This window comes from Acinetobacter vivianii (genome assembly GCF_014635885.1).
In the GTDB taxonomy this organism is placed as follows: domain Bacteria; phylum Pseudomonadota; class Gammaproteobacteria; order Pseudomonadales; family Moraxellaceae; genus Acinetobacter; species Acinetobacter vivianii.
On sequence record NZ_BMDR01000004.1, the window covers coordinates 1 to 23,188 of the forward strand.

General features: G+C 41.1%; 24 protein-coding genes, 1 other RNA gene and 1 pseudogene. 18 read left to right on the top strand and 8 right to left on the bottom strand.

The annotated features are described in order from the left end of the window. The 5 genes from IEV36_RS08965 to IEV36_RS08985 all read left to right on the top strand — a co-directional run. The coding region (locus IEV36_RS08965; RefSeq protein WP_227591683.1) for a YadA-like family protein at positions 1-3,019 on the top strand (3,019 nt) is incomplete at its 5' end. A 57-nt stretch (positions 3,020-3,076) separates the two neighbouring features. Next, positions 3,077-3,868 (top strand): trimeric autotransporter adhesin/peptidogylcan-associated protein TpgA, encoded by a 792-nt coding sequence (tpgA, locus tag IEV36_RS08970; protein WP_005258906.1) that lies wholly within the window; start codon positions 3,077-3,079, stop codon positions 3,866-3,868. 355 nt (positions 3,869-4,223) lie between these two features. Beyond that, the gene (locus IEV36_RS08975; protein ID WP_004773777.1) at positions 4,224-4,424 is read left to right on the top strand and encodes a hypothetical protein; all 201 of its coding nucleotides are present in this window, start codon (positions 4,224-4,226) and stop codon (positions 4,422-4,424) included. Positions 4,425-4,708: 284 nt separating this feature from the next. Further along, positions 4,709-5,947 carry a putative solute-binding protein gene (locus IEV36_RS08980; protein WP_005258905.1) on the top strand — a complete coding sequence of 413 codons (1,239 nt, stop codon included), beginning with the start codon at positions 4,709-4,711 and terminating at the stop codon, positions 5,945-5,947. An 88-nt stretch (positions 5,948-6,035) separates the two neighbouring features. Further along, the gene (locus IEV36_RS08985) at positions 6,036-6,788 is read left to right on the top strand and encodes an NAD-dependent epimerase/dehydratase family protein (RefSeq protein WP_005258903.1); all 753 of its coding nucleotides are present in this window, start codon (positions 6,036-6,038) and stop codon (positions 6,786-6,788) included. A 10-nt stretch (positions 6,789-6,798) separates the two neighbouring features. Here the strand turns inward: IEV36_RS08985 and ssrS are convergent. The 3 genes from ssrS to IEV36_RS09000 all read right to left on the bottom strand — a co-directional run bounded on the left by ssrS (position 6,799) and on the right by IEV36_RS09000 (position 7,915). Next, positions 6,799-6,980, bottom strand: a non-coding RNA gene (ssrS, locus tag IEV36_RS08990) — 6S RNA. Between the two features lie 90 nt (positions 6,981-7,070). Then, positions 7,071-7,358: a cell division protein ZapA gene (locus tag IEV36_RS08995; RefSeq protein ID WP_005258901.1), complete on the bottom strand. Its 288-nt coding sequence runs from the start codon at positions 7,356-7,358 to the stop codon at positions 7,071-7,073. Between the two features lie 2 nt (positions 7,359-7,360). Continuing rightward, on the bottom strand, positions 7,361-7,915 hold the full coding sequence (locus IEV36_RS09000; RefSeq protein ID WP_004773773.1) for a hypothetical protein: 555 nt from the start codon (positions 7,913-7,915) through the stop codon (positions 7,361-7,363). A 66-nt stretch (positions 7,916-7,981) separates the two neighbouring features. Here IEV36_RS09000 and IEV36_RS09005 point away from each other — a divergent pair, with 66 nt between their 5' ends. The 6 genes from IEV36_RS09005 to IEV36_RS09030 all read left to right on the top strand — a co-directional run bounded on the left by IEV36_RS09005 (position 7,982) and on the right by IEV36_RS09030 (position 13,501). After that, positions 7,982-8,614, top strand: a complete 633-nt coding sequence (locus tag IEV36_RS09005; RefSeq protein ID WP_005258899.1) for a UPF0149 family protein — start codon at positions 7,982-7,984, stop codon at positions 8,612-8,614. Positions 8,615-8,683: 69 nt separating this feature from the next. Continuing rightward, positions 8,684-9,997 carry an aminopeptidase P N-terminal domain-containing protein gene (locus tag IEV36_RS09010; RefSeq protein ID WP_005258898.1) on the top strand — a complete coding sequence of 438 codons (1,314 nt, stop codon included), beginning with the start codon at positions 8,684-8,686 and terminating at the stop codon, positions 9,995-9,997. A 135-nt stretch (positions 9,998-10,132) separates the two neighbouring features. After that, the gene (locus IEV36_RS09015; RefSeq protein WP_005258897.1) at positions 10,133-10,408 is read left to right on the top strand and encodes a hypothetical protein; all 276 of its coding nucleotides are present in this window, start codon (positions 10,133-10,135) and stop codon (positions 10,406-10,408) included. A 229-nt stretch (positions 10,409-10,637) separates the two neighbouring features. Next, a complete protein-coding gene (ubiH, locus tag IEV36_RS09020; RefSeq protein WP_005258895.1) occupies positions 10,638-11,849 on the top strand; it encodes a 2-octaprenyl-6-methoxyphenyl hydroxylase in 1,212 nt (403 codons plus the stop codon). Beyond that, a complete protein-coding gene (locus IEV36_RS09025) occupies positions 11,846-13,078 on the top strand; it encodes an FAD-dependent monooxygenase (RefSeq protein WP_005258893.1) in 1,233 nt (410 codons plus the stop codon). Before ubiH ends, IEV36_RS09025 begins: the two co-directional genes overlap by 4 nt. A 174-nt stretch (positions 13,079-13,252) precedes the next feature. After that, a complete protein-coding gene (locus tag IEV36_RS09030) occupies positions 13,253-13,501 on the top strand; it encodes a hypothetical protein (RefSeq protein ID WP_005258891.1) in 249 nt (82 codons plus the stop codon). A gap of 25 nt (positions 13,502-13,526) precedes the next feature. Here IEV36_RS09030 and IEV36_RS09035 read toward each other — a convergent pair whose 3' ends face one another. Further along, the gene (locus IEV36_RS09035) at positions 13,527-13,976 is read right to left on the bottom strand and encodes a MerR family transcriptional regulator (protein ID WP_005258889.1); all 450 of its coding nucleotides are present in this window, start codon (positions 13,974-13,976) and stop codon (positions 13,527-13,529) included. 61 nt (positions 13,977-14,037) lie between these two features. Between IEV36_RS09035 and IEV36_RS09040 the strand changes: the two genes are divergently transcribed. Then, complete coding sequence (locus tag IEV36_RS09040; RefSeq protein ID WP_005258887.1) at positions 14,038-14,679, top strand: cation efflux transmembrane domain-containing protein; 642 nt, start codon at positions 14,038-14,040, stop codon at positions 14,677-14,679. Positions 14,680-14,743: 64 nt separating this feature from the next. On the opposite strand, the gene rsmI is transcribed toward IEV36_RS09040, so the two are convergent. Then, positions 14,744-15,586 carry a 16S rRNA (cytidine(1402)-2'-O)-methyltransferase gene (rsmI, locus tag IEV36_RS09045; RefSeq protein ID WP_005258885.1) on the bottom strand — a complete coding sequence of 281 codons (843 nt, stop codon included), beginning with the start codon at positions 15,584-15,586 and terminating at the stop codon, positions 14,744-14,746. A gap of 16 nt (positions 15,587-15,602) precedes the next feature. Here rsmI and IEV36_RS09050 point away from each other — a divergent pair, with 16 nt between their 5' ends. From IEV36_RS09050 to IEV36_RS09065, 4 genes are all read left to right on the top strand, one after another. Continuing rightward, positions 15,603-16,535, top strand: a complete 933-nt coding sequence (locus IEV36_RS09050) for a penicillin-binding protein activator (protein ID WP_005258883.1) — start codon at positions 15,603-15,605, stop codon at positions 16,533-16,535. A 12-nt stretch (positions 16,536-16,547) separates the two neighbouring features. Further along, a complete protein-coding gene (locus IEV36_RS09055; RefSeq protein WP_005258881.1) occupies positions 16,548-16,955 on the top strand; it encodes a YraN family protein in 408 nt (135 codons plus the stop codon). 65 nt (positions 16,956-17,020) lie between these two features. Further along, positions 17,021-17,731: a BON domain-containing protein gene (locus IEV36_RS09060; protein WP_004773756.1), complete on the top strand. Its 711-nt coding sequence runs from the start codon at positions 17,021-17,023 to the stop codon at positions 17,729-17,731. A 3-nt stretch (positions 17,732-17,734) separates the two neighbouring features. Next, positions 17,735-18,607 carry an alpha/beta hydrolase gene (locus IEV36_RS09065; RefSeq protein ID WP_005258879.1) on the top strand — a complete coding sequence of 291 codons (873 nt, stop codon included), beginning with the start codon at positions 17,735-17,737 and terminating at the stop codon, positions 18,605-18,607. An 18-nt stretch (positions 18,608-18,625) separates the two neighbouring features. Here IEV36_RS09065 and IEV36_RS09070 read toward each other — a convergent pair. Beyond that, a pseudogene (locus IEV36_RS09070) lies at positions 18,626-18,718 on the bottom strand (NAD(+) diphosphatase); the annotation flags it as partial. Positions 18,719-18,798: 80 nt separating this feature from the next. Between IEV36_RS09070 and IEV36_RS09075 the strand changes: the two are divergent. Together IEV36_RS09075 and IEV36_RS09080 are read left to right on the top strand one after the other, a co-directional pair. Beyond that, positions 18,799-19,380: a TetR/AcrR family transcriptional regulator gene (locus IEV36_RS09075; protein WP_005258877.1), complete on the top strand. Its 582-nt coding sequence runs from the start codon at positions 18,799-18,801 to the stop codon at positions 19,378-19,380. A gap of 85 nt (positions 19,381-19,465) precedes the next feature. After that, positions 19,466-20,689, top strand: coding sequence for an MFS transporter (locus IEV36_RS09080; RefSeq protein WP_005258871.1), 1,224 nt, complete (start codon positions 19,466-19,468; stop codon positions 20,687-20,689). A 40-nt stretch (positions 20,690-20,729) separates the two neighbouring features. Here IEV36_RS09080 and nudC read toward each other — a convergent pair whose 3' ends face one another. Together nudC and IEV36_RS09090 are read right to left on the bottom strand one after the other, a co-directional pair. Continuing rightward, a complete protein-coding gene (nudC, locus tag IEV36_RS09085; RefSeq protein ID WP_005258870.1) occupies positions 20,730-21,482 on the bottom strand; it encodes an NAD(+) diphosphatase in 753 nt (250 codons plus the stop codon). Then, the gene (locus IEV36_RS09090) at positions 21,482-23,128 is read right to left on the bottom strand and encodes a hypothetical protein (protein ID WP_005258869.1); all 1,647 of its coding nucleotides are present in this window, start codon (positions 23,126-23,128) and stop codon (positions 21,482-21,484) included. The genes nudC and IEV36_RS09090 overlap by 1 nt, the downstream gene beginning before the upstream one ends. Positions 23,129-23,188: the final 60 nt, after the last annotated feature.

A 23,188-nucleotide genomic window follows, 5' to 3' on the forward strand; every position in this document is an offset into this window, starting at 1 on the left:
GAAAGATGCGAAGTTCGACAGCATTACCACTGGCGACAGCGTATTAAACAACAACGGCTTAACCATTAAAGATGGCCCAAGCATCACTAAAGATGGCATCAATGCGGGTAATAAAACAATTACCAACGTTGCTGATGGCGTAAATGGTAAAGATGCAGTCAATGTTGACCAGTTAACCAATGTTAAAGATGGTTTAGACGGCAAGATCACAGATACCAACAACAAGTTAGACGACGCGAAGAAAGACTTGGGTAACCAGATCACCAATACTAAAGATCAGTTAACCAATCAGATTACTGATACCAAGACTGAGTTAAACAACACGATCAACAACACCAAGACCGAGTTGGAAAACAAAGGCTTAAACTTTGCTGGTAATACAGGTGCAGATGTTCATCGTAAGTTGGGTGACAAGTTAAACATCGTCGGTGGAGCTGATGCTGCAACAGCGGAAGACAAGACCAGCGGTGAGAACGTGATCACACGTACCACAGAAGATGGTATCAAGATTGAATTGTTGAAAGATGCGAAGTTCGACAGCATCACGACTGGCGACAGCGTATTAAACAACAATGGCTTAACCATCAAAGATGGCCCAAGCATCACTAAAGATGGCATCAATGCGGGTAATAAAGTCATTACTAACGTTGCTGATGGTTCAATTGCCAATGGATCTAAAGATGCAGTGAATGGCGGTCAGGTGAAGAATATCTCTGACAGCATCAAGAACAGCATCGGTGGTAATACAACGGTTAATCCAGACGGTAGCATTACAACCAACAACATTGGTGGTACAGGCAAAAACAATATCAATGATGCGATCAAGTCAGTTGATGACAAAGTGACTAATGGTGTGAATGACCTGACTAATAAAGGTCTAAATTTTGCTGGTAATGCAGGTAAAGATGTACACCGTAAGTTAGGTGACAAGTTAAACATCATCGGTGGAGCGGATGCTGCAACAGCAGAAGACAAGACCAGCGGTGAGAACGTGATCACACGTACCACAGAAGATGGCATCAAGATTGAATTGTTGAAAGATGCGAAGTTCGACAGCATCACCACTGGTGACAGTGTATTAAATAACAATGGCTTGGTCATTAAAGATGGCCCAAGCATCATTAAAGATGGCATCAATGCAGGTAATAAAACGATTACCAACGTTGCTGATGCTGTAAATGGTAAAGATGCAGTCAATCTTGACCAACTTCATAAAGTTATCACAGGTGACAATTCGATCAATAATGGTGGAGCAATCACTAATATTGGTGGTACTGGTAAAGATAATGTTAATGATGCGATTAGCCATGTAAAAGACGCTGCAACTAAAGCGAAGACGACAGTTACTGAAGGCGATAACATTGTAGTTAAAGAAACCACCAATAAAGATGGTAGTACAAACTACAAAGTTTCGACTAAGAAAGACTTAACTTTAGACAGCGTTACGACTGGCGATAGCGTATTAAACAACAATGGCTTAACCATTAAAGATGGCCCAAGCATCACTAAAGATGGCATCAATGCGGGTAATAAAGTCATTACTAACGTTGCTGATGGTTCAATTGCCAATGGATCTAAAGATGCAGTGAATGGCGGTCAGGTGAAGAATATCTCTGACAGCATCAAGAACAGCATCGGTGGTAATACGACTGTTAATCCAGACGGTAGCATTACAACCAACAACATTGGTGGTACAGGCAAGAACAACATCAATGATGCGATCAAGTCAGTTGATGACAAAGTCACTAATGGTGTAAATGACCTGACCAATAAAGGTCTGAACTTTGCTGGTAACGCAGGTAAAGATGTACACCGTAAGTTGGGTGACAAGTTAAACATCATCGGTGGTGCGGATGCAGAAACAGCAGAAGACAAGACCAGCGGTGAGAACGTGATCACACGTACCACAGAAGATGGCATCAAGATTGAATTGTTGAAAGATGCGAAGTTCGACAGCATTACCACTGGCGATACTGTATTGAACAACAACGGCTTGGTCATTAAAAACGGCCCAAGCATTACTAAAGATGGCATCAACGCGGGTAATAAAACAATTACTAACGTTGCTGATGGCGTGAATGGTAAAGATGCAGTCAATGTTGACCAGTTGAATAAATTGAAAGATCAGATCGGTAAAGACATCGGTAATCTTTCAGATAACGCGGTTCAATATGACAAAGACAAAGATGGCAATGTTGATAAGAACTCAGTGACTTTAGGTGGTGGTGATAAGGGCACTAACTTGAAGAATGTTGCTGATGGTAAGGTTGAGAAAGATTCTAAAGATGCGGTGAATGGTGGTCAGTTGTGGGATGTCAAACAGAATGTTGACAAGAACACAAATGATATTCAGAACATCCAGAACAATATCAACAACATTAACAATGGTAAGTCTGGTCTTGTTCAGCAACAGGAGTCAAATGGCGAAATTACTGTTGGTAAAGATACTGGTGGTAAGAGCGTCAATATGGCTGGTAAAGATGGTGACCGCGTTGTTAAAGGTGTCGCAGATGGAACGATTGCAAAAGGTTCTAAAGATGCAGTGAATGGTGGTCAGATCCATAATATTTCTGACAGCATCAAGAACAGCATTGGCGGTAACACGACAGTCAATCCAGACGGTACGATCAAAACCAATAATATTGGTGGTACAGGCAAAGACACGATTCATGATGCGATTGGTACATTGAACCAGTCAAATCAGGAATTGGGTAACCGTATTACTAATCTTGGTGATCAGTTACAACAAGCGTTCTACGATACCAACCAACGTATTGATAGCGTAGAGAAAAAAGCCAATGCTGGTGTTGCAGCTGCGATGGCATTAGAAGCGGCTCCATTTGTTGCAGGTAAATATACCTATGCTGCGGGTGCTGCTTACCATGGTGGTGAAAACGCGGTCGGCGTAACTTTGCGTAAAACTTCTGATAATGGTCGCTGGTCAATTACCGGTGGTGTTGCAGCAGCATCTCAAGGTGATCCAAGCGTACGTATCGGTATCAGCGGTGTAATCAACTAAGAAACTGGCGGGGAGAGCGCATGCTCTCCTTACTCAACAAATGAAGAGAGTAATGAAATGAAAAAAACGATTCAATGCTTAGCAGTAGCAGCTCTTGCTGGTTTCTCAGTAGCGACTTATGCAGATGAAGATACAACTCCAGTTCAGCAAGAAGAAATCAAGTTTCCTGCGGTTGAAAAGAGTTATTTAAAACAGGTAAAACGTTATGAATATGACGATGTTGCCCGTTTAGATACAGGTTTAACCAAAGACCAGATTCGTCATTTATTGGGAAATCCTCAATTTAGCGAAGGCGTATTCTTTGTTAAGACCTGGAACTACGTTTTAGATATTCGCCAGCCGAATAGCCAAGACTATTTACGTTGCCAACTTCGCATCGATTTTGACAAAAAATATTTGTCAGAACGATTGTCATGGAAGGGCGAAGCATGTGAAGGCTTAATGGCTTGGGGTGCAAATAATCAGGTGCCTAACGATGCAAACGTAAATACTGCACGTTCTGGCAGCGTATTCTTTGCCTTTGACCGTTTCAATGCCAATGCAATTGAACAAGGTTCGGCTTCAGTATCAGCAATTGCACAACGTATTAAACAAAGCAATGCAACAGGCCCAATCCTTGTCGCTGGCTTTGCGGATCCATTAGGTAAATTTGCTTATAACCATCAATTATCAGCACAACGTGCCAATACAGTCGCGAAGTTGCTGGTAAATGAAGGTGTTGATGCAAACCGTATTCAGATTCAGGCAAATAGCCAGACTGATTTATATCAGCAATGTGCGGGTAATAAAGCCAACTCTAAACTTGTTGGTTGTTTGGCACCAAACCGACGCGTTAACGTAAGCTGGTAAACCAGTTCATCTTAAAAAATGGCTGCTTTAAAGTGGCCATTTTTTATGTCTTTATGAAATGAGAAATCTAAAATGCAGTTAAACCGATGCATGAAGTAAAAAAATATTTCGTATGAATTTTTACGAAAATCTAATTTTTTGTGAACTGTTAGACAAAATGTGTAATTTTGCTTAATAAATGATCTAGAATGCAGCGCGTGAGATAACAGCTTTAGATGTCAATTATATGTATCTCAACCATTAAATAAGTATTTTTTAGCAGAAATGGTCTGCTTAAATTGACCATTTGCGGGGATAGAAGTTTAGCGACTTTAGAAAATACTTCACATTGCGATGACTTTTTAGAGAGAAAACGATGTTTGAATCAAAAAATCTAATTGTTCTGGATCAAATGCTTGTCTTAAAAAAAGAAGGTAAACGTGATTTAGTCTATGAGAATGATACGCTTCTCAAGGTCAAAATGATTTCTAACCAGCATATCGTGGTAGAAGATGATGCTCAGACCAGCTTTTTATTGAAACCTCAGGATGAAAATGTGGTTTGGTCATTTATTTAATCTGAAATACCTTGGATAAGCTGCTCGTTTCCATGTCATAGAAAGCAGCTTATTCGGCATATTTCAGTTAATTCGGCCTTCCAATAAAAATATCCGATAAACGTATTACGCCTTTTCTAACACCACATCCTTTAGCAGCTCAGCATCTTTTATGGCTAAAATGGGGTGGCTTGTTTATTTTGACTCAATTGACACGCACCGACCAAATACAGTCAATTCTATTTTTATCTTTTCTCCTTAACTTGAATAAAACTGTTGGGAAATAGCTAAAAATGGATCGGTCTATGCACAATAATAAATTTATCAAATTCACAAAATCCTTTTTGACTCACTGCGTTCTGGCAAGCTCGATATTGCTGATGAATACCACTTATGCAGCGCCAGAAGGAAAGCTGGATTTAAGACTGTCGACACATTCGCAGAATAAGATTAAACAACTGTTGAATGATCCAAAAACATGGCAGCAGATTCCCAAGCAAGTCACTTTATGTGTGTTTTCACCCAATGGTGAACATAGCGAGGCTTTTGAACAGGCCACTAGTTATATCACTGAAATCCCTCGTATGGTTCGTGTCGCGAAGCAGTTTGGTGTCAATATGAATGTGACCCGACCTTCGCATTTGCAATTCAAGCTGGATTTTGATTATCCCAAATTAAAAAAAGAAGCCTCGACTCTGGTTAATCTGAAGGTCTATACCAACGAAGCGGTGCTTACGGAAGATTTCCGTAGCAAGCGCTGTGATGGGGCAGGAATCAGTAACCTCCGTGCCAAACAGTTTAATAAATTTGTAGGTAGTATCGATGCGATTGGTGCATTACAAACCTATAAGCAGCTCAGTTCTGTGATTCAGGTTTTGGCTAATCCAAAATTCGATGAAAAGATGGTGAATAAAGATTATGAGGTTGTTGGTATCGTGCCGTTGGGTGCGGCTTATATCATGGTGACTGATCGTAATATTAATACTTTGGCAAAAGCTGCTGGTAAGAAAGTAGCGGTATTCCAGTTCGATGAAACGCAAAAGAAACTGGTGCAGAATGTCGGAGCACAACCTGTATCGGTGGATCTGGTGACGGTAGGTGGAAAGTTTAATAATAAAGAAGTCGATATTATGGCTGGGCCAGCGATTTTATTTGAGCCATTGGAACTACAAAAAGGCATGACTGATAAATCAGGTAAAGCCGTTGGGGGCATCATTAAATTCCCTGTGATACAGGTCACAGGCACCCTGATTATGCATCGTAATAAATTTCCAGCAGGGATGGGCTCTATTGCACGTGAAGTGATTTCCAAACAGCTGAATCCAGCCTTTGAATTTGTCGATAAAATTGAGGCTAATATCCCTGACAAGTTTTGGTTAAAACTGAATGAAAGTGATAAGCCTGGCTATGTACGCTTGATGCGTGAAGCGCGGATTCAAATGACCAAAGAAGGCTTTTACGACAAGGATATGATGAAGTTGTTGAAGCAAGTGCGTTGTTCACAAGAGCCGAGCAATTATGAATGTGCTTTGAAAGATGAGTGATTAAGCTTAATTAAAGTGATGCGCGTATAGAATAGTGTCGAAAATATCGGCATTATTTTATCAGCTCATCGATTAAGCAACTTTTTAAATGAAAAATAATTATTCTGATCGACCAATTGTCTTTGTTGCTGGGGCAACAGGTGCAATCGGCTATAAACTTTGTCTTATTCTCAAGCAAAAGGGCTTTAATGTTTATGGTTTGACTCGCTCAGCTGACAAGGCAAAGTTTCTTCAAGCAATCGGTGTTCATCCGAGGATTGCAGATATTTTTGATGCGGAAAGGATTAAAGAAATAATAAGTGAAGTTGCGCCAGATGTGGTGATTCATCAACTCACAGATTTACCTTATGGTTTACAGCTAGATTTAATGGAACAAGCGCGCATTAGAAATGCAAAAATTAGAAAAGTGGGAACTTACAATCTTATTCAGGCTTTAACAAACAAGTCCTGTAAGTTAATTGCCCAAAGCATCGCTTTTGCTTATGTGCCAGATCAGCCTTACTATGATGAACAAACAGAATTAGACCTAGATTCAGTCAATCCTGTATTGAAGTTGAATGCTGAGAGTATTTACGCATTGGAGGAACAGGTTCTTGGCTATGGATTGAACAGTGTGATTCTGAGATATGCAAAACTGTATGGGAGTGCGACAGGATGTAGTGCTGCTCAGCTATGTAAAGTCCACGTCGATGCCGCTGCATATGCTGCTTATTTAGCGATTGAAAAGGGCGAGGGGATTTATCAAATTGTTGAAGATGAACAATTATATTTGAATGAAAAAGCCAAAAGAGAGTTGGGGTTTAATCCAGATTATCGTTTTTATATGAACATAAGTCATTGAATACTTAAAATAATGCTCCAGAGGTGCCGCTGCATGGTCGTTACCCTGAACCCGATGAGTTCAAGGTGGAGGTGACGCGTACTTAACGGGTTTCCTACTCGAGGCAGGCATACACTCAAAATACACAGAACACATCCATAAATTTAAGTATCGGCAGGGGAATAGACGTACTGGCGAACACCCTAGAGACAGTTTTAGTATAACTGATCTTTACACGATGACAATCCTTGCAAGGCAGTTATCTGTAAAGATACTTACTAATTGATGGGGCTTTGTGCAATTTTACTCAACAATTTGTTCGACATCTTCCAAAATGGTTTGGAGTAGATGTTCGCAGTGTGCATATTCCTGTAAAGACTTATTCAGGCTAAACACTTCCTGTGCCATTTGTAGCGCTACCATAATCACAAGTTTGTTGTGTTCTACACGCGGTGCATTACGACGCATATCATGAAACTTCTGATTTAATAATTCAGCGGCGCGTTCTAGCTCTTCACGTTTATCTTCAGTCGTGTTTAAACGAAAAGTCTGTTCAATTAAGCGAAGTTCGACAACGATTGATTCACTCATGATCAGGTCTCCTCGTGTGTTTCAGCATTTGGATGGGCGAGTTGCTGAATTTCTTGTGCATGTTGATCTTGGGCCGTACCTAAAATAGAAAGACGCTGGATAATGGCTTCCACTTTAGATTTTGCAAGTTCATTTTTTTGCAACAAACGATCACGATCCTGTTGTAAATCCTGAATTTCTTGTTGGCTATGACGCTGCTGTGCTTGTAATTTTTCTTTGTTCACACGCAAGTCATTACGCTCAGCCAAGATTTCCTGAAAGCGGTTTTTTAAATCAGTGGTGCTTTTCTCTAGACGGCTATAACGTTCCGCTAAAGTTGTTGCATCTTGATTCAGTTGTTTAAATTGATCTTGTAACTGAGTCAGTTGTTCAGTTAAGTTATCAACTTCTTCCTGCTTTTGCGTGATGATGCTATTTTTCTGCACAACTTGTGCATGATGGTCAGTTTCAGCTAATTGTTTAGCTTCAGTGAGCGATGTATTTTCTCGCTCAAAGTGATGTAGGCGTGTTTTTAAAACACCAATATGCGCTTGTAGACGCTGTAATTGTTCTAACATAACGAAGGTCGCACAGAGTTGCAATCAAAGGTAATATATACAGCAGTATAGAGATTGGATAAACGAATGCAAGACGATATTTCAGGTTGGACGGAATGGAATGCCCATTTTGATGGTATTGAAGAAATTTCAAGTCCAAGTGAGTTACATGGTTTACTCACTGGTATAGTTTGTGTGACACAAGCGCCAACCGCAGATGAATGGTCACAAATCTTAAACACCCTTAATGTACCTGCTTTACAGCCAGAAGCACTGGAAAGTTTGACAGATGAAGCAGAAGATGTGGCGCATGCTTTATCTGATGATGAATTAGACTATTTACCAATGCTCCCAGATGACAATCATTTGCTGGTTGATCGTGTTCAGGCATTGGCTGACTGGTGTGCAGGGGTTGTACTTGGTTTTGGTTTGGCTTCAGGTCATATTCGTGGCGAGGAGCAAGAGCTGATTGAACATTTACAAGATGTTGCAGCGGTTGAGTTTGAAGACTCGGACAATGATGAAGAAGGCGAAGAAAGTTATCAGGAATTGTATGAATTTGTACGCTTGATTCCGTTGAGCCTGTCGATTGGCCGTACCAAAATCCCTGTTGCTGAAAGTTCTTTGTTACAAAATTTTCATGCTAAAAGCAGAAATTCAGACAACCCTTCCGATCCGCAAACCGTGGTAGAAATGTTTACCCCACATCGTCCGAGTTAACTCGGGCGGTGCCTTAAACTTTTATAAATAAAGATACTTACAATTATTCATCTTCATTAGAAGGACAATATGAAATTAAGTCAGGCCGATTTTAAACTACGTCGTGATCTTCTCGCTCAACAGATAGGCAGCAATAGCATTGCAATTATTGCAACGCGGGCAGAAATGTATCGTAACCGCGATGCGGATTATAAATATCGTGCAGACAGTAGTTTTTATTATCTGACTGGATTTGCAGAGCCAGAAGCGGTTGCCGTGATCGAAACCTTTGAAGAAGGTGAGGAATATAGCTATAGCTTATTCTGCCGCGAACGTAATCGTGAAATGGAAATCTGGAATGGCTATCGTGCCGGTATTGATGGTGCGATTGAAATTTATGATGCAGATGAAGCTTATGCAATTGATCTACTTGATGAAGAAATCATCGACAAATTATTGAATAAACAACGTCTTTACTATCGTATTGGGCAGAATGCTGAGTTTGATGCGCGTGTCAGCCAGTGGATTCAGAAGACGGATGCACATCGTGGGGGTACTGCGCCAGCAGAAGTTGTTCAGCTTGATCGTATTGTTGATGAAATGCGTTTGAAAAAATCGGCACAAGAAATTGAGCTGATGCAGATTGCATCGAATATCAGTGCTGAAGCGCATACCCGTGCCATGCAAATGGTTAAACCTGAGATGATGGAATACGCGCTTGAAGCGGAACTTAATTATATCTTTGGTAAAAATGGCTGCGTGCCAGCGTATAACAGTATTGTTGGCGGCGGTGAAAATGCCTGTATCTTGCACTATGTTGAAAATAACCAGCCGTTAAAAGATGGTGATTTAGTGCTGATTGATGCGGCATGTGAATATGAGTTCTATGCATCGGACATTACCCGTACATTCCCTGTAAATGGTAAATTCAGCCCTGAACAAAAAGCGTTATATAACGTGGTTCTTGATGCTCAGTTGGCTGCGATTGATGCAACTCGTATCGGCAATCCTTATAAATATCCGCATGAAGTGGCTGTGAAGATTTTAACTCAAGGTCTGGTTGATCTTGGTTTAATGAGTGGTAATGTGGATGAGCTGGTTGAAAGCGAAGCATTCCGTCAATTCTTTATGCATGGTACAGGGCATTGGCTTGGTATGGATGTGCATGATGTCGGTACCTATAAAAATGGCGAAGACTGGCGTGTTTATGAAGCTGGTATGGTGGTCACCGTTGAGCCAGGTTTATATGTGGCACCTGATGATGAAACGGTCGATGCAAAATGGCGTGGTATCGGGATTCGTATCGAGGACGATATTGTTGTGACTGAAAATGGCCCATTGGTTCTCACCAAGAATGTCGTGAAAACTGTTGAAGAGATTGAAAGCTTGATGGCTAGTCTTTAAATCTTCATCTAGCTATTTCTTGTAACTTATTTAAATCTTTTAATGCCTCATCATAATAAAGATGGGGCGAGATTAATGTCCGTGATTAAAGTCTACATAATTCCTTTTCATGTTAAAAGAATGGATATTTCGATTATGTCTTTAGATATTGGAGGGGCATATGTAAGCTGTTATGTTGCTTCTGATAATTATATAAATGCAATAAAACTAGCTCTAAAAAAACTTAATAGTGATGGGCTTTATCCTGAAGAAATACTTCAACCCATTAATGAAATAGAAGTTTCCTCTTGGGGTGAGTATATCCATACTACTTGGCCAGATCATCTCGACTGGTTTCCAAATTGTATTGAATTTGAATTAGCGATGAAATCTAGTTGTGTTTTATATAGCCCATTTGCTTACTATGATTGAGTAATAAAATAGTGATGATAAAAGATTTAGCTACCTTTAAAGCTAGTGGATTCTATAATTTTAAACATATAAACGTGAGGTAGTCTCTCATCTTAATTTCAATCTTTGATGTCTAAAATCTATTTTAAAAACATAGACCAAACAAAGTACAAATTCCCTTCCTGATTTGAGTTAGAGTAAGATAGGTCCCGAAACATCAAGTCATGAAAAACTGATAAGGAATAATATTATGCAGCAACAAGTCATCATTGTCGGTGGAGGTATGGTTGGACTCAGCCTTGCTTTAATGTTGGCAAAATCTAATATCGCAGTAAAGCTATTAGAAGCTGTGAAATATCCGAATTACGATGACGAAAATGTTGCCCCTTATCATTCCAGTTTTGATGCGCGTAATACCGCATTGTCACGTCGTAGTGTACAGATTTATCAAAAGTTAGGTCTGTGGGATGCATTACAGCAATATGCGACTCCAATTCTGCAAGTGCATATTACTGAGCAGGGGAGTTTCGGTAAGGCTCGCCTCGTCGCTGAACAAGAAAAAGTAGAAAGCTTTGGGCAGGTCATTGAGAACGCATGGTTAGGCCGTGTATTGCTGACACAGGTTCGTCAGCAGCCGTTGATTGAGTTGATTGATGGCGTACAAGTGACTTCACTCACGCAAAATGAGGGTGAGGTACACATCGAAGCGATGCGTAATGGTGAATATATCCATTCTTTAAAATCCAAGTTGGTGATTGCTGCCGATGGTCGTAATTCTTTCTGCCGACAAGCGATTGGCGTAGGTGTGGATGAGCATGATTATGACCAAGTGGCGATTGTGACTACCGTACAAACATCTAAACCGCACCAGCACGTTGGTTTTGAGCGTTTTAGCGCATTAGGGCCATTGGCACTTTTACCTTTACCAGGTGAATATCGTCGCTCGGTGGTATGGCCTGTGAAGAAGGGCACTGAAGCAGAATGGTTAGGTGAAGAAAACGACCAGCACTTCCTTGATGCTTTACAGGAAACTTATGGTGATCGTGCTGGAAAATTTGAAAAAACGGGTAAGCGTTTTAGCTATCCATTGGCACAAGTGTTGGCGCATAAGCAGGCCGTTGGGCGTGTGGTGCTCATGGGTAATGCAGCACATACGATTCATCCTGTTGCAGGACAAGGTTTTAACCTGTGCTTGCGTGATGCGGATGTGCTGGTTCGTTTCCTGATGGAACAATTGGCGAAGTCAGATGATATTGGTGCGCCTGAAAATTTATTGGCCTATGAGCAATCCCGTTTAAAGGATCAGCAACGTGTGATCAAGTTCTGTGATTCGGTGGTGCGTGGTTTTAGTAATCAGAATCCAATTCTTAAATTATTACGCAATACGGGACTGATTGCATTTGATGTGATTCCGGGCGTTAAGCCTCTGGTTGCCAATTATGCGATGGGACTAAAAGCATGAGTGAAATGTTAGATGTTGTCATTGTTGGTGGTGGTCTGGTTGGTGGTTTAACCGCTTTATTGTTGGCCCAAGGTGGGGTACAAGCTACAGTGCTGGATGCTGCGCCTGTACTTGATCAAGACAAAACACTGGCAGTCATGAATCCTCGTGTATTGGCACTCAGTCAGGCGACGATTCACTTACTCAAAACGGTTGATGTCTGGAATGATTTAGCGCGCCAAATGCCTTATTCAGGCATGCAGGTCTGGAATAAAAATGGCTATGGCGAAATCAATTTTGGACATGCTTCTGAGCAGCCACCCCAGTCAGATCAAGCCTTAGGTTCAATGGTCGAACCGAGTGTCTTGAATGTTGCCATTCAACAGAAAATGTTGCAGCAACTTAAAGATTACCGTACTCAAGTCAAGGTGATTCGGATTGAACAGATTCCACAAGGCTGGTCGATTCAACTGGCGGATGGTACAACATTAAAAACGAAGTTGCTCATTGGTGCAGATGGTGCGAATTCTTTTGTCCGTGATCAAGCCTATATCGATTTAGATGTCTTGGATTACAAACAGGCTGCCATCAGTTGTGCGATTAAAACCACACAATCGAATCAATATGTTGCTCGCCAGATTTTCTTGCCGACAGGCCCATTGGCTTATTTACCGATGGCCAGTCTGGATGCGCAGGAAAATGGTTACTGGCAGTCGATTGTCTGGACATTGCCCGATGATTATGCCGATGAATATTCAGCGCTTACTGATCAGGAATTTATGCAATTGCTGACGCAGGAAAGTTTACAGATGCTGGGTGAGGTGGTTGAAGTGCGTTCCAGAGCACAATTCCCACTGAAAGCACGCGCAGCGCAACGTTATATTAAATCGGGGCTGGCGTTGATTGGTGATGCAGCACATGTGATCCATCCTCTAGCAGGACAAGGCGTGAATATCGGTTGTCTGGATGCCGCCGTACTTTGTGATGTCTTACTACATGATTTAAAACGTGGTGCATGGGCCAATGAGCAAACCTTGCTGCGTTACGAGCACCAGCGTAAAGGCCAGAATGATGCGATGATGCATAGCATGTCTGCGATTGGCTGGCTGGAAAGTTCAGAGCTATTCCCGTTTGTTTGGGCGCGAAATTTTGGTCTTAAACAGGTGGAACAGTTCGACTGGTTCAAAGATCGTTTTATGCAGCAGGCGAACGGATTAGGTGCGTTGAAACACACACAATATGCGTGCTAAAAAATAGTAGATATTTTTTAAACAATCATTTATAAATCAGAGTGAATTTGGTCGTAAAAAATACGATTTAATCAAGATTGTACTTTGCGAATTGACGAGAGCTTGCTAAATTTCACCAAGTTCTGATGACCAAATAGCGATGATGAGAAATTTAGTCATTGTGGGGAGATTAATATGACGGAAATGAATGATTACGACGAAAACACAGAAGATTCTGCTGTAGACGACGAAGAGGCGAAAGCCGCAGAAACTGGTGCAGATAGCGAAGAGTCGAGTGCCAATGATGCCGATCTTGCCGAAGCAGAAACGTTAACGGTGACTGCAAAGCAGAAACAACGTCAGGCTTTAGAAGATGAAGTGGCTGCGTTTCTTGCACGTGGTGGACGCATTACCGAAGTTCCGCCAGATGAACATCAAGATTAAGTCGAATAAAGACATCAAAAAAGCATCACGATTGTGGTGCTTTTTTGTGTTGATGTGATTCATGTTCACATTCGAGTGGTTGATGTAGTTCTTTTAAAATTCCACATTGTTCAATGGTACGGTGTTGAGAACATTGTTGTTTTAAATGCGTTAGATCCTGCTTGAGATGTTCTAGGTTTCGAATCTTCTGGGAAACCTCGGCAAGATATTGATCAATCAGATGGTCGACCTCCATGCAGGTTTGGTTCGGGTTCTCTGACATATCTTTGAGCTTTTGAATATCCTGTAAGGTAATGCCCAGTTCACGGCAATGTTTTAGAAACAGGAGTTCTGACAGCATCTGTTCAGAATAATGTCGATAATTGCCCGCCGTGCGTTTAGCTTTCTCAAGCAGCCCAATTTTTTCATAATAACGAATCGTATCCACAGATACGCCAGACTTTTTTGCCAATTGCCCAATTGTAAAATTTATCATGCTTGACTCTGGAGTTACTCTAGGGTTTTAAATCACTATAAAAGATTAAGTGAGAAAAGTCATGGCAGGATGTGGATGCAACACAACATGTTCACCAACACAAAAGATTAGTCCGAAGTTTCGTAGAGCTTTGTGGATCGCGCTCGTTCTAAATGCGCTGATGTTCTTTGTGGAAATTATTGGTGGTTCACATGCACGCTCTGTATCGTTATGGGCCGATGCGTTAGATTTTGCAGGTGATGCGGCTAACTATGCCATCTCATTGGCAGTGCTATCTATGAGCTTGTATTGGCGCGCGACCGCAGCTTTAGTCAAAGGTATTACCATGGCGGCATTTGGTATTTTTGTGATCGTTAAAGTGTTTTGGTCATGGTGGCTGGGTGTTACACCTGAACCAATGCTCATGGGGGCGATTGGTGTACTTGCACTGGCGGTGAATGTGGTTTCTGCACTCCTGCTTTATGCATTCCGTGATGGTGATGCCAATATGCGTTCAGTGTGGTTGTGCAGCCGTAATGATGCGATTGCCAATATCGCGATTATTATTGCAGCTGTCGGCGTTTTTGGAACAGGAACCATGTTTCCCGATTTACTGGTCGCTTTTGTGATTGCTTATCTTGGTGTGTCTTCGGGGCTGAGCGTGATTAAACAGGCGAGAGCGGAAAGAAAAATGGATCAAGCGAATATCATGACTAAGGCTTAAAATATATTGTTCTTGTTGCATATTTAAAACATAAGGGGAGATTTTTATAATCTCCCCTTATGTTTTATTCATTATTTTGGGTGAGTTCCAAAGCACGCTGATAAGCCACTTTCTTTTTAATGCCAGTCAAATCCGCAGCCAGTTGCGACGCCGCTTTGACTGATAAATCCTGTAATAAGCGTTTTAACAACTCATCCAGTTTATCCTGTTCCATGTCTTTTTCTGCGGATGCACCGCCGACCACCACCACGATTTCACCTTTTTCCTGGTTGTGGTCATTTTCAATAAAAGTGACCAGTTCTTTTAAGGTCATTTTCTTGATGGTTTCAAATGTTTTGGTAATTTCACGTGCAAAACCAACAGGACGATCTTCACCAAAGACCTGAACCATATCTTGAATACACGCCAGAATACGGTGGGGTGCTTCATAGAAAATCAGGGTCTGGGTTTCATCTTTGAGCTTTTCAAGCTGGCCAATTCGTTGAGACGCCTTGGATGGCAAGAAGCCTTCAAAGCTAAAACGGTCACTTGGTAAACCCACCGCACTTAATGCAGCAATTGCAGCACAGGCACCAGGCACAGGAATCACACGAATGCCGTGTTCTTGTGCAGCACGAACCAGTTTAAAACCGGGATCGCTAATCAGAGGCGTTCCAGCATCACTAATTAAGGCAACACTCTCACCATTTAGCATTTTTTGGAGAAGTTGATCAATTTTGTTACTTTCGTTGTGATCATGACACGCTGTTAGCGGAGTTGAGATATTATAGTGTTTGAATAATTGAGCAGATTGACGAGTGTCTTCTGCGGCAACCACCGAAACGGATTTTAATATATCAATTGCACGAAAGGTCATGTCATCTAAGTGCCCAATCGGGGTTGCTACAACAAATAATTGAGCACTCATAAAAGGTAACTCCCTAATGTATTACAAAAAATATTGGCTGCTACTCAGTTTGGCAGCAATTGTGAGTCCAGTTTATGCGGACGTACTGGTGATTCTACCTGAATCTGGTGCGATGGCGCGAGCTGGTCAGAGCATCAAACGCGGTTTCTTGAGTGCTTATACAGCATCTGGTAGCAAAGAAAAAATCATTTTTGTAGATTCTGCAAAAAATAACATCGATACGATTTTCAAAAAGCGGGTCAATAACAAAACTCGTTTGATTGTTGGTCCATTGGCTCGACCTGATATTGAAAATGTGATGCAGCGTAATCCAGCGATTCCTGTATTGGCATTGAATGATATGAACTCCCAAACCACCAATGTCTGGCAGTTCAGTCTGGCCAAGCAGCATGATGCAGTGGCACTGAATCAATTGTTGAAAAAAGACAAAATTAAAAAGCTGCTGGTGGTGCGTCAGGCGGGCACAGAGTCGGCAACAGAGCTATTTATGATGGCATTGATGTCTGAGTTTGGTTCAGATATTCATGTGGTCAATGAAGTCCCTAAAAAACTGTCACGTCGAGAAGGGCTGTTATTGCTCGGTGATCATCAATGGCTAGAACAATTAGGAACACTGCCAGAAAAGAATATTTATGCGACAGCGCTGAGTATTGAGCAGGATAAACCGATTCCTACAGGATTAAGCTTCTGTGATACGCCTGCTTTATATAATGGGCACTGGGCTGATGTTGTCAAAGCTTATAAAGAGCAACCTGAAAATATGGCTTTCCAGCGTTTATTGGCTTTCGGTGGAGATGCCTGGACCATCAGTCAGCAATTTCTCAGCAGTCCTGACCGCAAGTTTAATTTTGAAGGTCGTACTGGGGCAATTGAGGTGAAGGACGGTAAAATTTACCGACAACCATATTGTTATCAACAGCAGAAAAATGGCATTCAGGTGTTGAAATAAGTTGACCGATCTATGCAACAGACATTTCAGGATTTAGGGCAATGGGCTGAACAGACAGCGCTTGCCTTTTTACAATCACATGATTATGAATGCGTAACGCAAAATTATCATTCACGTTATGGCGAAATTGATCTTATTGTCCAGCGTCAGCAGGAGCTGGTCTTTGTTGAAGTTAAAGCCAGATCGGCTGGAAGTTATGCCGAAGCATGTGAGGTCATTTCCCCAACTCAACAGCGAAAAATTATTAAAACTGCACAGCTATTTTTACAGAAATATCCTAAATATTATGACTTTGATTGCCGTTTTGATGTGATTTGTTTTGATTTTCCACAGAAAATTGCAAAAACAGTACAACCAGATTTTTCAAAATTGCAGTATGATCAGCAATGGATTGAACATGCATTTACTTTAGATGGGTGAATGTACGGTCTAAAGCTAAATATTGAAATTGAACAAATTTGTTTGTAGTTAGGGAGTCTTGCCAAGTGTTAAAACGTTTAACGATTACGTTGCTTTGCGCTGCAAGTTTATCGGGATGTGCGAGTTTTATTTCTGGTGGTACGGGAACGTCGCCAGTTGGAACAAATAGTGGTGAACGTAGTCTAGGGCAGATTTTTATTGATTCTTCAATCAAGCGTACTGCAAATATCAATTTGTATAAATTAGACCACCGTTTTAAACAGTCACGTATCAACATTGAAAGTTTTCACAGCAATGTTTTATTGACGGGACAAGTGCCTGATCCATATTTGAAACAGCTGGCTGAAGACAACTTACGCTCAATGACGGATGTTAAAGCAGTACACAACTATATTACAGTAGGCGACAAAGTTGGCTACAACACCATCATGCAAGATGCGACGGTGACTGCAAATACTCGCGGCTTGTTAATGAAAGCACCAGTGGTATCGGACAGTAAAGTACTAGTACATACAGAAAATGGTGTGCTGTATGTGATGGGACGTTTAAATACAGCTGAATCACGAGATTTGGATGACGTCTTACAAAAAGTTGGAAATGTGACTAAAATTGTGACGCTCATTGACAATGTGGACCAGCCTTCAGGTACTGTAGCGAGTTCAACAGCAGCAGCCCCAATGGTGGGTACTGCGACGACACAGCCTTTAGTTGAGACACCTGTTGCAATTGACCCAGATCAGGCGGACCCTGCGACCATTACTCCAACTAATCCTTAATTTATGAAGCAACTCATCCAACAAGTACAAGAAAATGTCATCAAGGCGAAAACTTTATATCAGGAGTTTCGCCTTTATGATTTTGCCAGTTATTCAATTAACTATTTAACGCCTAAAGATACTTTTGAAAAAGAAGAGCATCTGGCCTATGGGCTCAAAGCAAGACAGCGTCTGGATCTGTATCGGACTAAAAATCCGAAAAAGCAAAGACCGCTGATTGTATTTGTGCATGGCGGTTCTTGGCAGCATGGCAATAAGCGTGATTATTTATTTGTTGGAGAAAGCTTTGCCAGAGAAGGCTATGATGTTGCGGTGATTAACTATCATCTTGCACCAGCGCATATCTTTCCCACCTTTATTGATGATATTGCGCAAGCGATTCATTACCTGAGTCAGAATCAGGACAAACTCAATATTTCGACAGATAACATCATATTGATGGGCCACTCAGCGGGTGCTTTTAATGTAATGTCTGTGGTGTATTCAGCTTATTCACAAAGTTTTAAATATAAAGACAAGATCCGTGCAATTGTTGGCATGGCTGGCCCTTATCATTTCGATTATAAGGGTGACCCGCTGGCAGAGCATGCCTTTGATCAGAAAGTGTCGTATCAGCAAGTCATGCCTTATTACTTTATTGAGCCGAACCAGATTAAGCACTATTTGTTGATGGCTGAACAGGATCAGCTGGTTGGTAAAGAAAATAGCTTTGATCTAGATAAAGCATTAAGAGAAAAGGGCAATCATAGTCATATCGCCGTGATTCCAAAAACAGGGCACATTACGATTGTGGCGACACTGGCAAGTTTAATGAGCCATTATTTCAAAACTAAACGGACCATCTTACATTTCTTGGATGAAGCCTTAGATCCTTAAACAATAAAAAAGCATCGTTTAAGATGCTTTTTTATTGTCGATGATTTGCATGATCATGCTATGGGCAATACTGCCTTTAAATGGAATCTCTGGAAGTTGGTTCAGCTTAAAAGTTAGACATGTTTTTTATATTTGACTTCTTTTTATATATTGCTTATTTTAATGGAATGATTATTCCGTAATTGATTTTAATGCGCCCAAAAGAATTTGATTTAGATGTCGTGACCGATGCTGCTATGCAGGTTTTCTGGCTAAAAGGATATTCAGGAACGTCCATTCAGGATTTGGTAGATGGCACAGGTCTTTCAAGAAGTAGTTTGTACGGAACTTTTGAAAATAAACATACCTTATATCAAAAGACACTGGATCGATATGATGCTGTGACAACGGCCAATATACATTGTTTAGAACAAGAACAGAGTGCCAAAGCAGCCATTAAACGCCTGTTGATGAAGATCGCTGAAGATGAGTTGGCTGATCCTTTACAGCGTGGATGTCTGATTGCCAATGCCAGTCTGGAACTTGCAGGACAAGATGCGTTGATTGCAGAAAAAGTCACCCAGAATTTACAACGTCTTCAAAAAGCAATTGTGAATGTATTGCTGAAAGCACAGCATCAAGGGGAAATCTCAAAAGAAATTGATGCTGAAGCACTCTCCTTTTTTATTGTGAATACGATACAAGGGATGAGGGTTTTAGCAAAAGGAACACCTGCTCATGAGCGTCGACAGTGTTTATTGAATATTATTGATATTGCACTTCGCGTTTTCTAATTAACCAGAAACCCACGACTTTTATTCGGCAGTGGGTTTTTATTTATTCTATTTTGGAATGATTATTCCATTATTCGAGAGCTATATGAATAGTCCGCCTAGTATCAATGTAAATAAACCCTTACAAACTTTAGTCACTCAGAAATCAGCAGAGCAATTTCCTATTTGGAAATTATTGGCTTTCTCATGGATCGGGTTTATTACGATCATGACGGAGACCATGCCTGTTGGTCTATTACTTCAGATTAGTCATGACTTGCAGATATCTAAGCTGTGGGCTGGGCAATTGGTTAGCTTTTATGCCTTAGGTTCTGTCTGTGCTGCGATACCTATTATCGCACTCACAAAACATTGGGACAGACGTCGCTTATTGTTAATCACTTTAGGCAGCTTATGTATTTTCAATGGGCTAGCAGCGATCTCATCACATTATATTTTTACTTTGTTTGTTCGCTTTTGCGCAGGGATGGCAGCAGGTGTCATTTGGGGGCTATTTGTGAGCTATGTCCGTTATTTGGTTGCTCCGCATTTACAAGGACGTGCTTTAGCTGTTGCAGGAATTGGACAGCCATTAGCATTGTGTTTTGGTGTGCCACTGGGAACTTTTCTCGGAACGTTGTTTGATTGGCGTAGTGTCTTCTGGATGATGTCGATTTTGGCATTGATCTTGTTGAGTTGGGTTCGATTGTTTATTCCCCGTTTTATGGTTGATCCTACACAGCAAAAAATAGCATTTGGGCAAACGCTTAAAATGAAAGGTGTTGGGCTAATTTTATTAATACTGTTTGTCTGGGTCTTGGCACATAATATTTTATATACTTATATTTCTTTATATTTAATCGCAGTGGGTTTGGGAGAACATATTGATGTCATGCTGTTGATTTTTGGTCTGGCAGCAATTGTCGGTATTTTCATCACTGGGCATTTTATTGATCAATATCTACGGCACTTAACCTTGGTGAGTCTTATTATATTTGCTTTTTCAGCCTTATGTTTGGGCATCTTTATGCATTCCATCTGGATGGTTTGTGCCGCAGTGATTGTATGGGGGATTTCATTTGGCGGTGCTCCCATACTGTTACAAACGGCACTGGCCGATATTGCGAAAGAACAGACGGATGCCGCTCAATCTATGTTGGTGACCATATTCAACATTGCTGTTGCGGGAGGTGGGATAGTGGGTGGTCTTCTCTTTGATCAATGGGGGATTCATTCTTTTGCGTGGAGTGCGTTGATTTTGTCATTCATTGCACTGATTTTAGTATATCGGGCTAAAGATCATGGATTTGGGGTAGGTCATCGTGTGTAGAATAGATTACTAAAAATACATGGGAATAAAAAAGCATCGTTTAAGATGCTTTTTTATTGTCGATCATTTGCATAATCATGTTATGCGCAATACTGCCTTTAAAAGGAATTTCTGGCAGCTGATCGAATTTAAAAAATTGAGCGTCACTGATTTCTTCAAGCTGAAGCTGGATCTCACCAGAGTCATATTCAGCATGAAAGGCAATCATCAGGTTACTTGGAAATGGCCAAGGCTGGCTCGACATATAGCGGATATTTTTCAGTTTCAGTCCGACTTCTTCAAATGCTTCACGTTGTACGGCTTCTTCCAAGGTTTCGCCGACTTCAACAAAACCTGCGATCAGTCCATACATATTGGTTTTATTGTGCGCTGACTTGGCCAGCAGGACTTCATCATTACCTTTGGTGATAATGGTAATGATGCACGGTTGAACACGTGGATATTGATGATAAGCACAAGCAGGGCAAATCATTGCATATTCTTTAGGATGTACTTCGGTTGCATGACCGCAGTGACTACAGAATTTGTGATTGCGTCGCCATTCCAGCAATTGAACTGCACGGCTGGCTTGCAAGAAATCACTGCTTGACCAGCTTTGAATCAGCTCCCGAATCGGAATGAGTTGGTAGCCTTCTGGGATGGCTTCATCTTCAAGAAGATCACGTGCGATGACGTGATCATTCTGATGGATGGGGAGGTCACTTGCTAACTTTTCAACCTTTGGCAGTTGAAAGTTTTCGTCTACTAAAAGTTTTTGGTGTTGAAAAATATAAGCAAGTGATAGTTGAGTCATTATGCGGCTTTAGATTGTAATTGCTGACTGTTTGATAATGCCACATCAAACATAGATTGCAAGACTGGTTGCTTGTTCTTCAAGTTATCAACCAGTAAATCCAAGCCAGCCACAACATTTAAAACACAATTAATTTCTTCCGCAGAGAATGCCTGATTTTGTGCCAGACGATGCTGAGCGAATTGTGCTGCACCGACCAACGCATTTTGTTGTGCTGAGCTACCGAGGAACAGGGCAGCGCCAGCAAGCTCTTTCAAATAGCCTGGCAAAGCCTCTAGACTATGTACATTAGGATCTTGCACGTAAAGACTTAAAGTCTGGGTTAAGGTTTCCACCAGCGTTTTTGTTTCAGTCAATAATGCCTGATGCGCTTCATCTAAACGATCCAGCGAGATCTGCATATTATTGACGCGTAACTGTAAACGGCTCGAAGTGTAATTACGTTCTAGAATGCCAATAGAGTTCATTGACGCCAGAATACTGTTCATGAGCTGCTGTACCGAAGTGGCATCAGTTAAGGTATTTGGTAAACTCAGTTTTTCAGCTTGCTGGGTTAATTCTCGTGCAGCTTCATTGAGATTCAATACCTTGAAAACATTGCAAAGTTGAGTCAGCTTTTGCTGAATTTCCTGTGTCTTTTCAGGTGACATATTTTGATGGTTATATTCAATTTCATTACGAATCTGAACCATCTCATTGGTCATTAACTGGCTAATGGTGTGCACTGTTTCATAGTCAGGGCCATATAAATGACGGCTCAGAACTTGAAGTTGGGTGTCGCTGAGTAATTCATCACCAATATTCAACTGTTCACGAATATGTTCAGAAACTTCATCTTCTTGACTGATACAGATGCATAAAATGTCTGCCAGATCAGCAATGCTATTCTTGAAAATAGTTGGCTGTGCCAGAAATTTACCGATATTGGTTTCAATTTGAATCAAAGTACGTAAACGTGCTTCGGTAATTGAAAGCTCGTCAATGTGACCTAAGCCAACGTTGACCAGTTGCCAGTACTGCTGACTTGGTTGGCCTGCCGCTAAACCAGCAAGATAAACACCCACTAATTTAATGCCTTGCAGGTCAAGCGCTGTTTCTGATTGTTTAATCAGTTTGTTTAGGCAAAGCTTATATAACTGATGAATATATTGCGATTGTTCCAGATTCGGTGCCTGAGGCAAATTAAAACTTGGCGTAATAAACTCAAGTAAGGGTTGAACTGTCTGGCCTTCTTTGGTTAGTGGACGACCTAATGCTTTTTCTAAACGGTTCAGTGTATCTAGCAAGAATTGCGGCACTTTTACTTCGCGTAAGCAGATAAACTCAATATAACGTTTCAGCATGGTCGTGCCTTCGCTTAGAGCAACCACATCACTGGTCTGAACCTGTTGAGGTTGAGCCATGATTTTGCGCATCAACTCAGCAGAGTATTGAGTAATTTGTGATAAGTGAGGCATATCAATCAGAGCAAGTACTTGCGTACATTGTTCAAACTGGTTGAGCGCATCATCAATCCCGAATGGTAAGGCTTGTTCTTCGGCAAGGGTATTGACTGCTGTTTCTACCAATTTAATCGAGTTATCGATCTCATTTTTTATTATTAATAATGCCGTTGGGTCGAAGTGAATCGAGGTTTGGTAAGACATATGACCTACACCTTTCCTGAGTTGTTATATCCATGGGCCTTCTGTTGAGAAGGCCTAAAT